The organism is Kitasatospora sp. NPDC058170 (assembly GCF_042883905.1).
In the GTDB taxonomy this organism is placed as follows: domain Bacteria; phylum Actinomycetota; class Actinomycetes; order Streptomycetales; family Streptomycetaceae; genus Kitasatospora.
Map to the genome: position 1 here is coordinate 169,494 of NZ_JBHVUV010000017.1, position 12,995 is coordinate 182,488.

The following is a 12,995-nucleotide window of genomic DNA, read 5'->3' on the forward strand; positions in this document are numbered from 1 at the left end:
TCAGGCCAGCTCCCTGCTGAAGGCGCGCACCCGGTCGATGGAGGACTGCCCGGTCAGTTCGTCGGTGCCCTCGCCGAGTCCGTAGCAGAGGTAGTAGCGCTGCATCGGGGTGATGCCGAAGCAGGTGAGGGCGGTGTAGAGGGCGTTGAGGACGATCCGGTGCGCGATGTGGCGGTAGGAGGGGTTGCGCAGCATGCCGCCGTCGAGGACCTCGCCGATGAAGTCGCTGCGGACGGGTTCGCCGAGGGGGTGCTGCCAGTGCGCGCCGACGGCGGCCTGCAGGACGCGCTCGTCGACGGCCGCGGAGGCGGTGAGCGCCTCGGCGACGCCCCAGGAGTACTGCACGGCGCGTTCCCAGGTGCGCAGGGTGCCGTCCGGCAGCGGGGCGCTCAGTGCGTCGAGGAAGGTCTCGCGGTCCTTGGCGTACCGGGCGGCGAAGGCGGCGCGGATGTCGGTGTGCCGGCCGGTCGCGGAGGCGGCTCCCTCGGCGTGCGAGCGGTAGGGCAGGGCTCCGGCGCTGATGCCGCGCGGGTGGGAGCGGGCGAGGACGGCCAGGACGCCCGCGAGGTGCGGCAGGAGCCGGTCCTCGGGTACGGCGAGGGAGGCGAGCACCGGCTCCAGGAAGCGGCCGGTGATCTGGTCGACGGCCTGGGCGAGGGCGGGCGAGCCGGTGCGCGGGCGGTGCGGTTCGACGAGGACCCGGCCCTGCGGGTGGCAGGGCAGCAGTTCGTCCCGGACGTTCTCCCAGCGGGCCAGTTCGGCGGCGCGGGCGAGGTAGCGGTCGGGGTCCGGCGCGGTGGCCGGTCGGGCGGTGGCGAGCCGTTCCGCGGTGGCGGCGAACTCGGCCGCGTCGACGGGCCGTTCGCCGTAGGGGCGGAGGGTGATCTGGACGTGGGAGCCGTGCAGCCAGCCCCTGCGCAGGTGGACCACGGGAAGCTGCTGCGAGTTCTTGAGGTGCTCCAGTGGCACCGCGATCTCCCGCAGCAGCTCCCGCGGATTGTCCGAGTAGTCGAAGACCCTGATGGCCAGGCCCGGATCGATGGTTCTCATGACGACTCCAGGTGGTGCACGAATCGGTCGGCCGGCGCGAGACCGGCGTCGTGATCGCTGACGGCCGTTGGCGGGTGTTACCGGCTGTGCCGGTGCCCGGCTAGGAGAAGCCGGGGGTGGTCAGCTGCGGGAGGTCAGCAGCAGGAGGAGGAGGTGCTGGCCGAGCCGCTGCCGTTCAGCGCGTCCTCGGTGAGGATCTCCTCGCCGTCCTCGGTGAACGGGATGACGATGATGACGGACGCGCCCATGTCGGGCAGCGCGACGGCGTCGTTGGCGTCCAGCACGCCGAGCTCGTTGACGTCGAACGCGGCGAAGTCCACAGCAGTGCTCATGAGTTGGCCCCTTTTCGGGTTTCGGCCGGCGGGCTGCCGGCGGCTTGGCAACGAGCTAACCCGCTGCCGGGCGGGCCCGGCAAGGGCTTACGGCGGCACCAACGTGCCGTCCCCGCAACGGAGTTGATGTGGGCATGAAAGCGCTGGTGGTGCGCCCGCAGACAAGATCGGACATTCGCACCCCTACCGCTCGGATGTGCTGGCACATAGGTGTCAGTGCTCCCGTCCACGGGCTGCCGGAGCTGGACTGGCCGCCTCCGCCGTGGTCACAGTGGCCCGGCAGCACCCGAAACGCCGCCGCGGCCCGCAGCCGGCGGGGCGCCCCGCAGCCCTGCGCCCCCGTCCGCACCGGTGCGCCGCAGCCTGCCCGGCTCAGAAGCGGAGGAACACCCGTGATCAGCGCGCAAGACCTCACCTACACCTACCGGACCCGTGTGGGGACCGCCGAAGCCGTCCGCAACGGCACCGTGCACGCCGTCCAGGGCATCGACCTGGAGGTGGCCGCGGGCGAGACGGTGGCCTTCCTCGGCCCGAACGGCGCCGGCAAGACCACCACGGTACGGATGCTCGCCACGCTGCAGCGGCCCACCGGCGGGAGCGCCACCGTGGCGGGCCACGACGTGGTCCGCGAGCGGGCGGCGGTACGGCGGGCCATCGGCTACGTCAGCCAGTCCTCCGGCGGATCCGAGCACCGGGTGCTGGACGAACTCCGCACCCAGGCCCGGCTGCACGGCCTGTCGACACGTCAGTCTGTCGACAGGGCAACGGAGTTGGTCGAACGCTTCGACCTGGGCGGCTTCGCCGAGCGTGCGGTGGCCCGGCTCTCCGGCGGCCAGCGCCGCCGGGTGGACCTCGCGTTGGGGCTGGTGAACGACCCCGCCGTGCTCTTCCTCGACGAGCCCAGCGCCGGTCTCGACCCGCAGAGCCGCGCCAACCTCTGGGACCACCTGCGAACGCTGCGCGCCCGCCACGGCACCACGGTGTTCCTCACCACCCACTACCTCGACGAGGCCGACCTGCTCAGCGACCGGATCATCGTGATCGACGGCGGCCGGGTGATCGCCTCCGACACCGCGGAGGCGCTGAAGAACCGGATCGGCGGGGACGTCGTGACGCTGGAGACCAGCCGGATCAGCGACGCGGCGACCGTGGTCGCGCGGGTCGTGCCCGGCTGCGACCTGGACACCGCGCCGGACGGTGTGCGCTTCCACGTCGCCCAGGCGCAGCGGCTGCTCCCGGAGCTGCTGCGCGCGCTCGACCAGGCCGGCGTCGACCTGGCGTCGGTGGCCGTCAAACGGCCCACGCTGGACGACGTGTTCCTCCGGCTGACCGGCCGTTCGCTGCGCGAGGACGGCCTGCCCGCCCGGCGCGGCCCCGCGGCCGACCCCGCGGCACCGGGCACCTCGGCACCGGGCACCACCGCACCGGACACCTCGGGCCCAACCACCGAGAAGCTGCCCGCCAACGGCCTGCCCACCGCGAACCTGCCCACCGAGGTGACCAAGTGACCACCGCCGCGACCAGCTGGGTCATCTTCCAGCGCTCGATGCGCTACACCCTGCGCAACCCCGCCTGGGTCGTCTTCGGACTCGTACAACCCCTGCTCTACCTGGTCCTGTTCGGGCCGCTGCTGAACCGGATCGGCGAGGCGCCGGGCTTCGACGGCGGCAACACCTGGCGGGTCTTCGTCCCCGGCCTGCTCGTCCAGCAGGGCGTGTTCTCGGCCGTCTTCGTCGGCTTCGGGATCATCTCCGAGCGCCGCTCCGGGGTGCTCGACCGGATGAAGGTCTCGGCCGCCGGCGAGCTCGGCCTGCTGCTCGGCCGGATGCTCCGGGACGCCGTGGTGCTCACCGCCCAGGCCGTCCTGCTGACCGGCGGCGCGTTCGTGGCCGGCCTGCGCGCGCCGGTCGGCGGGGTGCTGGCGGCGTTCGCGCTGGTCACCGTGGTCGGCCTGGCCATGGCCGGATTCGCCTACGGACTGGCCCTGTTGGTCGGCAACGAGGAGGCGTACGGCCAGCTGCTGAACGCGCTGATGCTGCCCACCCTGCTGCTGTCCGGCGTCCTGCTGCCGCTCGCGCTCGCCCCGGGTTGGCTGGCCGGACTGGCCAGGGCCAATCCGCTGTCGCATATCGTCGACGCCGAACGGGCGCTGTTCGCCGGCGAGTTCACCGGCACCGACACCGTGGTCGGGGTGGCGGTGGCAGCCGGCCTCGCGGCGTTCACCACCTGGTTCGCCGCCCGAGCGATCCGCAGCGGCTCGTGACCCCGGTCCCAGCGCCCGCAGCGCCCCCCGTGCCCGCAGTGCCTTCCGTCCCCGCACCGGAGCGCACCGCCGCCCGGCCGCTGCACCGGCACCGGCTCGGCAACGGCCTCCGCCTGCTGGTCGCCCCCGACCCCGACTGCCCGGCGGTGGGCATCGCGGTGGCCTACGGCGTGGGCTACCGCTCCGAGTCCCGCTCCGGCTTCGCCCACCTCTTCGAGCACCTGATGTTCCAGGGCGGCGCGAACCTCGCCGCCCAGGAGCACGCCCGCCTCGTCCAGGCCAACGGCGGCGCGTTCAACGGCACCACCCACCGCGACCACACCGACTACTTCCAGGCGCTGCCCGCCGAGGCCCTGGAGCTCGGCCTGTTCCTGGAGGCCGACCGGATGCGGGCGCCCCGGATCACCCCGCGGGCGATCGCCACCCAGGCCTCGGTGGTCGCCGAGGAGATCCACCGCAGCGTGCTCAACCGCCCGTACGGCGGGTTCCCGACCTTTCTACTGCCGCCGGTGCTCTTCCGGGGCTGGGCCAACACCCACGACGGCTACGGCGACCACACCGCCCTCGGCGAGGCCACCGTCGAGGAGTGCGCCGCCTTCTTCGACCGCCACTACACCCCGGGCAACGCGGTGCTCGCCCTCTGCGGCGGCGTCCGGCCCGAACAGGCCGTGGAGCTCGCCGAAAGGTACTTCGGGCCGATCCCGGCCCGGCCCACCGCCGCCGGCCCCGACCTCGACGAGCCACCGCTCGCCGCGCCCCGCACCGTGGAGCACGCCGACCCGCTGGCGCCGCTGCCCGCCCTGGCCCTGGGCCTGCGGATGCCCCCGGCCGGCTCCCGCGCCCACCTGGCCGCCGTGGTCACCGCCGCGCTGCTCGGCGACGGCGAGACCGGGCGCCTGCGCCGCTCGCTGGTCCGCGAACGGGGCCTCGCGACGCAGGCGACCGCGACGGCCGGGCTGGGCGGGCCGTTCGACGCGCGCGACCCGGACGCCTTCGTGGTGAGCGCCCTCCACCCGCCCGGCGTCGCCGCCCGGGACGTCGTGGACGCGATCGCCGCCGAGCTCGGCTCGCTCGCCGGCGACGGCCCCGGACCGGCCGAGCTCCACCGCGCCGTCCGCCGGCTGCAGACCTCCTGGTACGCCGCCACCGACCCGGTCGGGGTCCGCGCCCGGCGGCTGGCCGGCTACGAACTGCTGCTGGACGACGGCGGGTTGGCGCTGGACGCGGCGAGCAGGTTCGCCACGGTCGGCGCCGCGGAGGTCCGGTCGGCCGCGGCCGACCTGGCCGCCCAGCACCCGGCGCTGCTGCACGTGGTGCCGGGCCGGAAGGAGACCCGATGAGCCCCACCCGGACGCCGCCGCCACCGGCCCCGCCCCGCCCGAGCGCACCCCCGGAGACCGTCGACGCCCTCCTGGACACCGGCCTGCGGGTGGTCGCCGCCCGGCGCGCCACCGCCCCGGTGGTCCAGCTGCGCCTGGGCGTGCCGTTCGGCGGCACCGACCCCCGGCACGCGGCCGTCGCCGAACTGCTGGCCTGCACCCTGCTCGGCGGCACCGCCACCCGGCCGCGTACCGCGCTGGAGGACGAACTGGCCGCCGTCGGCGGCTCCCTGAAGGCCGTCGTCGGCCCCGAGAACCTGCTGGTCACCGGCGTGGTCCTGGCCGAAGGACTGCCCCGGCTGCTCGCCGTGCTCGCCGACTGCCTGACCGGCGCCGCCTACCCCGCGCCCCTGGTGGAGAGCGAGCGGGAGCGCCTGCTGCACCGGATCGGCCTGACCGGCGCGCTGCCGGCCCGGGCCGCCCGGGCGGCCCTGCTGCGCCGGTGCTTCGGCGACCACCCGGCCACCCGGGAGACCCCGGACGCGGCCGAGGTGGCCGGCGTCGGCCCCGCCGAGGTGGCGGCGCTGCACCGCGACCGCCTGCTGCCCCGCGGCTCCGCCCTGGTACTCGTCGGCGACCTGGACCCGGCGCGCACGGCCGACCTGGCGGCGGCCCTGCTCGGCGGCTGGTCCGACCCCCGGCCCGCCGTGCGGATGGCCCCGCTGCCGGCACCCGCCCACCGCGGCCAGCCGGCAGCGGCCGTCCCCTCGCCCGGCGCCCGCCAGTGCGAGATCCGGCTCGCCGCCCCCGCCCCGGTGCGCTCCGACCCGGACCACCCGGCGCTGTACCTGGCCGACCAGGTCCTCGGCGGCTTCTTCTCCGCCCGGCTGGTCCAGGAGCTGCGCGAACGCCGCGGCTGGATCTACACCGGCCGCTCCGGCGTCGAGCAGCGCACCGGCGCGGCCCTCGCCACCGTGGAGTTCGCCGCCGCGCCCCGGCACGCCCGGGCCGCACTCGACGGCGCCCTCGCCGAGCTGGCCGCGATCTCCGGCCCGCACCCGCCCACCACCGAGGAGATCGCCGCGGCCCGCGGCCACGCCCTGGGCCACCACGCGCTCGCCCGCTCCACCCAGAAGGGCCTGGCCGACGCGCTGTACGGGCCGGTGACCGCCGGACTGCCGGCCGACTGGCCCGAAGGGCTGGCCGCCCGGCTGCGGGCCGTCCCCGACGAGGAGGTGCGCGAGGCCGCCGCCCGCCACCTGCGGCCCGAGGCGTACACGGCCGTCCTGCTCGGCCCGCCGGAGCCGGGCACCGCCGCCGACTGACCCACCGCCGGGCCGCGCAGCGCGCCGCCCGCCGACCCACCGACCTCCCAGGAGCCACCATGCGTTTCGGCGTTTCGTTCCTCCCCGACGCCTCCCCGGACACCAAGTCACCCGTCGACTACTACCGCGAGGTGCTCGACCTGTGCCGGCTCGCGGACGAGTCCGGGCTGGACTACGTCAAGATGACCGAGCACTACCTGCACCCCTACGGCGGCTACTGTCCCAGCCCGCTGACCTTCCTGGCCGCCGTCGCCGCCCGGACCCGCTCGATCCGGCTGATCACCGGGTGCACCCTGCCGGTGTTCCACCACCCGGTGAAGCTCGCGTCCTACATCGCCATGGTCGACGCGATCAGCGAGGGCCGGCTGGAGGTCGGCTTCGCCCGCGCCTACCTGCCGCACGAGTTCCGGACCTTCCAGGTGCCGATGGACGGCAGCCGCGGGCGCTTCGAGGCGACGATCGCCGCCGTCCACCGGCTGCTGACCGAGGAGGGAGTCGACGAGGACACCCCGTACTTCTCCTTCCGCGACGCCACCGTGCTGCCGCGGCCCACCCAGTCGCCCCGGCCGCCGTTCTGGGTCGCCGCCGTGCAGACCCCGGACAGCTTCGAACGGATCGGCCGGTTCGGCCACGGCCTGCTGATCACGCCCACCGGCCGGGAGTTCGACACCGCGCTGACCACCCGGTACCGCGAGTCCTTCGCCGCCCACCACCCGGACGGCACGCCCCGGGTGATGGCGAGCCTGCCGCTGCTGGTGGCCGACACCGACCAGAAGGCGCGCGAGCTGGCCGACCCGCACCTCGACGCGTACCTGCGGGTCTGGGCCTCGGCGCTGGACGGCTGGGACGACACCGTCTCCACCGACTACGCGCAGTACACCGGCCTGGGCCGGGTCGTCCGGACCATGACCGCCAGGGACCTGCGCGCCACCGGCACCGCCTTCGTCGGCTCGCCGGAGCACGTCACCGACCAGATCGGCCGGTTCCAGGAGCGGGTCGGCGCGGACGGCATCCTCTGGCAGGTCGACTTCGGCGGTTTCGGCGGCGCCGACGCCGTGCGCTCGGTCGAGCTGTTCGCCGAGCAGGTGCGGCCGCGGTTCACCGCCGCCCGGGGAGGTGCGGCATGACCGCCACCCCCGGCGCCGCCGGGGCCTCTCCGGCCGCCGGGGCCGCCGCGCCGCCCCTGGCCCTGCTCGGCCGGGTCCCCGGCCGCCGCCTCGCCTCGCCCGCGCTGCACGCCGCCCTGGCCGCCCTCGCGGCCGCCGGGGACGGCGCCGCGGCCGCCACGGCCAGGCAGGCGGTGGCCGCCGCCCACCCGCAGGCCTTGGCGGAGGAGCGCGCCGCGCTGCGGACGGCCCTGGCCGACCCGGCCCTCCGCACCCCGCTGATCGCCGCGGCCGGGCGGGCGGACCGTGCCGTGGAGCGCTTCCTGTCCACCGGCGAGGACGAGGCCGCCGCCCTCGCCGAACTGCTCCGGGCGACCGTCCGGACCGGACCGCCCGGCGCCCACACCCTGGTGGCCGCCGCCCACTGGGCCGAGGACGGGGCGGCGATGGACCGGCCCCGGCTCGACCCGGCCGCCGCCCGGACCACCCTGACGGTGGACCGGGCGATGCTGGCCACCGTCGTCGACCTGCTGCTCGCCGGGGACCAGCCGCCGGCCGGACCGGCGGCCGTACGGGTCAACCCGACCCTGCGGAGCACCCCCGCCCAGGCCCGCTTCCACCGCCGGGACGGCGACCGACTGCGCCTGATCGGCACCCCCTCGACGCGCCGGGTGCGCACCCTGCTGCAGCTGCTGGAGCCCGGCCCGCTGCCGCGCGCCGACCTCGTCCGCGAACTGGCGACCGCCCTGCAGGTCGGGGAGCCGGCCGTCGAGGCGTTCACCGACGAGGCCCTCCGCCTCCAACTCCTGGTGCCGGCCTCCGGGTTCGGCACACCCGAGACGGCCGGCGCCGCCGCCGCGATCCTGGCCGGGCCGCGCCCCGAGGCGGCCGAGGTGCTCGCCGCCGTCCAGGACCGGCTCGACGCCGCCGCCGGTGCGGACCCGCAGCGGCGCACCGAAGCGCTCGCCGGCCTCGCCGGCGACCGCGCCGCCCTCAACCGCCTGCTGCCCCACCCCGTCCCACTGCCCGTCACCGAGGAGAACGTGTCGGCGCCGTTCGCCGTCGCCGCGGGACGGCACCGACCGGCGCTCGACGACCTCGGCCCGGTGCTGGAGTACGCCGCCGCCTTCGACCCGACCCACGAGGCCCGGGCCCTGCTGACCGCGGCGTTCACCGAGCGGTTCGGCCGCGGCGCCCGCGTGCCGCTGCACCTCCACGCCGAGGACCTGGTCACCATGGTCGCCCGCCGGGCCCAGCTGTTGACCGAGGCCACCGCCGCCGACTTCGGCCCGGCCGACGGCTCGCTGGCCGGCCTGCTGCGCCTGCGCGCCACCGCCCGCCACCGCCTCGCGGACCGGATCGGCGCCGGGCACGCAGCGGACCGGCCCGACGAGGTGCGGCTGGACCCGGCCTGGCTGGCCTCCCTCGCCGACGGCCTCCCCGAGCGCTTCCGCAGCCGCCCGGGCCGCTACGCGGTCGCGGTCGAACCGCTCGGCGACCGGCTGGCGGTCCGCGGCTTCCACCCGGGCGGCGGAGCGCTCGCCGCCCGGCTCCACCACCCGCCCGCCCGCGACCAGTCCAACCCGGCCGGCCCGACCAGCCCGGTCTACCCGACCGACCGGCTGCGGCTGGTCCTCGCCCACGACCCCGACCGCGACGCACTGGACCTGCTCGACGAGGACGGCACCGCGGTGGCCGCCGACCGGCCCGCACCGGCCCGGCCCGGCCTGCTCGCCGCGCCCCTGCGGATCGCCTGGTGGCTCGGCGGCACCGGCCGCCTGCGGCCCGACCCGCTGGGCGACGCCGCCGCCCGAGCCCGCGCCGCCGACCCCGGCGGCGGGACCGTCGCGCTGCCCCGCCTGCGGGCCGGACGGGTACTCCTCCAGGGCCGCCGCTGGTACCCCGGCGGCGAGCTGCCCGCCGGGCACGGCGCCGAGCTGATCGGAGCGCTCGCCCGCTGGCGGGCCGTCCACGGCGTCCCCGAGCAGGTCCTGCTGGCCGGCCCCGCACTGCCCGGCGACGATCCGGACGGCATCCACGGACCGGCCACCGCCGACTTCCGCCCCCGCTACGCCGACCTCTCCAGCGCGCTGCTCGCCGACACCGTCCGGGCCCTGCCCGACGGCGGCCACCTGGAGGAGCTGCCGGTCGGTGTGCAGGACGGCGTCCCGGCCCTGGAATGGCTCGTCGAGTACGGCCGGACCGAGGGTGGCGGCTTCCGACTCGGAGGCACCGCATGAGGGTGAAACTGCGGCCGGGGGCGCACTTCGTGCCCACCGCGCGCGGTCTGCACTGCGCCCGGGGCGGGCGCGCGTTCGTCCTCGCCGTGCCACCCGCCGTCGCGCGGCTGCTGGACGACCGGCTCGGCGAGCTCACCGACGGCGTCGACGCCGACACCCTGGCCGACTCCGCCGGGGCCCCGGCGGCCGCCGCGCTGCTCCACCGGGCGCTGGCGGCCCTGCTCGCCGAGGACGTGCTGTTCGACCTCGACCTGGCCGGCGGCCCGGCACCCGACGCCCGCACCGCCCGGCGCCACGCCGACACGCTCGCCCACCTGGAACAGCACTGCGCCGAGCCGTACGCGGCCTTCGCCGCGCTGCGCCGAGCCGAGACCGCCGTCCTCGGCGAGGGCCCGGCCGCCCGCAGCGCGGCCCGCTCGCTGACCGCCCTCGGCGCGGGCTCGACGCCCGGGCGGCCGGGCCCGGGGACCACCGCCGCCGTGGTCGCCGCCGAGGGCCCCGACCGGTTGCGCGCGCAGGCCGCCGCCCTCCCGCCCGGAACGCCCTGGGTACCGGTGCTGACCGCGCCCGGCCACGCGGTGGTCGGCCCGGTGCTGGACGGGCCGGCCGCCGCCGGGCCCTTCTTCGCCCGGGCCGCGCGGGCCGGTGCCTGGTGCCGGGTCGACCCCGTGGGCCGCGCCCCCGCCCTGACCGCCGCCACCCTGGCCGGGGCGCTCGCCGCCCGACGGCTCCTCGACCTGATCGGCGCGACCGGCGCCGACCCCGGAGCGCTGCGGATCGTCCACGGGCGCACCCTGCGCACCACCGACTGCCCGGCGGCACCGCCGCCCGCCGTGCTCCGGCCCGGCGAACCGCCGGACGTCACCGCGCTCACCGAGCCGTGGCTCGGCCCCGGCCGCCACCGGGAGGACCTCGCCCTGCCGCAACTGCCGTTCCGGCTGGCCGCGATCGAAGCCCTCACCCTGCCCGGCCGACCGGTGCTCACCGGCTGGGGAACCGACCCGCAGGACGCCCGCCGCGACGCGCTGCTCGCCCTGCTCCGGGCCCAGGCGGAGGCCGCAACCGCCGCCGCCCCGGGTGAGCCCGCCGCCCCGGGTGAGCCCGCCGCCCTGGGTGAGCCCGCCCCGGCCGATCCGGCCGCCGCCTCCGCTCCGGTTGTCGTGGCCGCCGCCGGCACCACCGAGCAGCGGTGGCTGCTCGACGGCCTGCTGCGCCTGCTCGGAGCGGAGGCCGCCGCGTGGTCCGCGCTGCCGTGGCCGGAGGTCGACGGCCCCCGGACGCGGGCCCTGCGCCGCGCGCTCACCGACTACCACGACCAGCCGGTCCACCTCCGCCGCCACCCGCTGCCCGGGACGGCGTGGTGCCTGGTGGAGGCCGCGGACCCCGCGGACGGCCGCCGGCTCGCCGCCCAGTGGGGCCCGAACGCCCCGGCCGCCGCCCAGGCCGCCCTGGCCCGGGCGCTGGCCGTCCTCCAGCAGGGCAGGCGCCCCGCCGCACCCGACCCCTCGACCGGCACCCGGGCCCTGGAGTGGGCCGCCCCGGCCGACCTGACCGCCCTGCAGGCCGCCCTCCACGCACCCGGCGTCCTGCGCGGCCGCACCCCGGGCCACCGCCGGTGCCCCGACGACGCCGTCCTCGGCCCCCTCCCGCTGCCCTGCGGCCCCGTCTGGCTGACCGGCCCCGACCCGCTGGAGGACGCATGACCAGCACCGACGACGTCTACCGCTTCGCCCTGCGGCAGGGCCCGCTGCGCGGTCTGCTGCACGAGCCGATCGAGGTGGACGAGCGCGTGGCGACCACGTCCGGGATGCCCCCGCCGGGCGCCCGCGGCAACCTCGGCCGCCCGCTGCCGACCGGGACGGCCGACCGGCTCGCCACCGCACGCCACCCGGCGGGCCGCATCCGGGGCGCGACCGCCGGCGATGTGCTGGTCGCGGCCTTCGGGCTGCTCCGCCGCGAACCCGCCAACCCGGCGAACGACCACCGGGTGACGGCCTCGGTGCGCAGCAAGTTCCCGGTGCACGTGTTCGCCGTGCCGCCGCACGGCCCGGCGGGCTACCTCGACCCCTACCGGCACGCCCTGGTCGACCTGCCGGCCGCCGACGGGGCGTGCGGGCCGCTGCGGCCCGCCGAGGGCGATCTGACCGTCGTCCTCGCCGGGCGGCACACCGATCTGCCCACCCCGTACGGCGTGCTGCGGTGCGCGCTGGCGGATCTGGAGACGGGCGTCCAGCTGCGCAGCCTGCTGGTGGCGGCCGAGGTGTGCGCCGTCGCGGCCGAGGTGCGGGTGACCGGGCCCGAGGTCGCGCACGCGGCCCGGCTGGTCGGCACGGCCGGGCCGGGCAGCTGGACGGCGCCGGTGCTGGTCACCCTGCGCGGGGTGGGTCCGCTGCCGCCGTCGGCGGCGCTGGAGGAGGCGGGCGGCGGCGCGCTCGACGCCGAGCTGGACGCCCTGCTGGTCCGGGAGAGCGCCCACCCCAGCCTGGCCGAGACCGCCGCCGTGGTCGCCCCCCGGCTCACCGCCGAGGCCGCCCCCCGGCTGACCGCACCGGCCGGACCCGGGCCGGGGGTGCCCGACCTGCCCGCCGCGCCGGACGGCCCGGACTGGGCCCGGGTCTGGTGGCAGCGGTCGGCCGGGCGGGTCCCGCTGCCGCTGAGCGGGTTCTCCGCGCGGCCCGCCGTACTCGGCGAGGACTGTCTGCGCGACCTGCTCGCCTGGGCGGGCGTGCCGGCGCCCGGCGGCCCGCTGCGGGAGGCCGGCGCGGGCGTGCGGACGACGGTGGTGGCGCAGCGGCTGGGCGGCCTGCCCACCGGCCGCTACGAGGTGGCCGACGGCGGGCTGCGGGCCCTGGAGGCCGATCCGGAGCTGCCGCGCCGGATCGAGCAGGTCTTCGGCTACCCGCTCGGCCCGGCCAACGACTGCGGTGTGCGGCACGCCGCGGCGCTGGTCGTGCTCTCGGCCGACCTGCGCGCGCTGACCGCCCGGCTCGGACCGGCCGCCTGGGGCCTGCTCCAGGTCCGGTGCGGCTGGGTGGCGCACGGGCTGAGCCTGGGCGCCACCGCGCACGGCCTGTTCGCCCGGCCGGCCCGCTCCTTCGACGAACACCACCTCGCCGCCCTGCTGCGGCTGCCGCCGGAGGAGTCGCCCGTCCTGATGGCGGTCTGCGGGCGCTCCCGGTACGCCGAGCCGATGCTCGACCTACGGCCGTGAGCCGGTCGGCGGGCGCTCCTCCGCGACCACCCGACGGCGGTTGACGCACCGTCAACAGTGAGTCGAAGCTGAGTACTTCTAGGTACTCGTACGGATATCAGGTGAAGGTCGACATGCGAAGAATCATCGCTACGACACCTTTTCACCAC

General features: G+C 77.4%; 10 protein-coding genes. 8 read left to right on the forward strand and 2 right to left on the reverse strand.

What is annotated here, in order from left to right; translation table 11 throughout:
• The gene (locus ACFVVX_RS20630; RefSeq protein ID WP_387947537.1) at positions 1-1,050 is read right to left on the reverse strand and encodes a hypothetical protein; all 1,050 of its coding nucleotides are present in this window, start codon (positions 1,048-1,050) and stop codon (positions 1-3) included.
• A gap of 134 nt (positions 1,051-1,184) precedes the next feature.
• Positions 1,185-1,382 carry a hypothetical protein gene (locus tag ACFVVX_RS20635; RefSeq protein WP_387947539.1) on the reverse strand — a complete coding sequence of 66 codons (198 nt, stop codon included), beginning with the start codon at positions 1,380-1,382 and terminating at the stop codon, positions 1,185-1,187.
• A 392-nt stretch (positions 1,383-1,774) separates the two neighbouring features.
• On the opposite strand from ACFVVX_RS20635, the gene ACFVVX_RS20640 reads away from it, so the two are divergent.
• From ACFVVX_RS20640 to ACFVVX_RS20675, 8 genes are read left to right on the forward strand one after another with little or no spacing between them, the layout of a single operon-like run.
• Positions 1,775-2,890, forward strand: coding sequence for an ATP-binding cassette domain-containing protein (locus ACFVVX_RS20640; RefSeq protein WP_387947541.1), 1,116 nt, complete (start codon positions 1,775-1,777; stop codon positions 2,888-2,890).
• A complete protein-coding gene (locus tag ACFVVX_RS20645) occupies positions 2,887-3,645 on the forward strand; it encodes an ABC transporter permease (protein ID WP_387947543.1) in 759 nt (252 codons plus the stop codon). The genes ACFVVX_RS20640 and ACFVVX_RS20645 overlap by 4 nt, the downstream gene beginning before the upstream one ends.
• A 29-nt stretch (positions 3,646-3,674) precedes the next feature.
• Positions 3,675-4,985, forward strand: a complete 1,311-nt coding sequence (locus tag ACFVVX_RS20650) for a M16 family metallopeptidase (protein WP_387947545.1) — start codon at positions 3,675-3,677, stop codon at positions 4,983-4,985.
• Positions 4,982-6,289, forward strand: a complete 1,308-nt coding sequence (locus ACFVVX_RS20655; protein WP_387947547.1) for a M16 family metallopeptidase — start codon at positions 4,982-4,984, stop codon at positions 6,287-6,289. The genes ACFVVX_RS20650 and ACFVVX_RS20655 overlap by 4 nt, the downstream gene beginning before the upstream one ends.
• 59 nt (positions 6,290-6,348) lie before the next feature.
• Complete coding sequence (locus ACFVVX_RS20660) at positions 6,349-7,416, forward strand: LLM class flavin-dependent oxidoreductase (RefSeq protein ID WP_387947549.1); 1,068 nt, start codon at positions 6,349-6,351, stop codon at positions 7,414-7,416.
• The gene (locus tag ACFVVX_RS20665) at positions 7,413-9,635 is read left to right on the forward strand and encodes a hypothetical protein (protein WP_387947551.1); all 2,223 of its coding nucleotides are present in this window, start codon (positions 7,413-7,415) and stop codon (positions 9,633-9,635) included. Before ACFVVX_RS20660 ends, ACFVVX_RS20665 begins: the two co-directional genes overlap by 4 nt.
• Positions 9,632-11,338, forward strand: a complete 1,707-nt coding sequence (locus ACFVVX_RS20670; RefSeq protein ID WP_387947553.1) for a hypothetical protein — start codon at positions 9,632-9,634, stop codon at positions 11,336-11,338. Before ACFVVX_RS20665 ends, ACFVVX_RS20670 begins: the two co-directional genes overlap by 4 nt.
• Positions 11,335-12,846, forward strand: coding sequence for a nitroreductase family protein (locus ACFVVX_RS20675; protein WP_387947555.1), 1,512 nt, complete (start codon positions 11,335-11,337; stop codon positions 12,844-12,846). Before ACFVVX_RS20670 ends, ACFVVX_RS20675 begins: the two co-directional genes overlap by 4 nt.
• Positions 12,847-12,995: the final 149 nt, after the last annotated feature.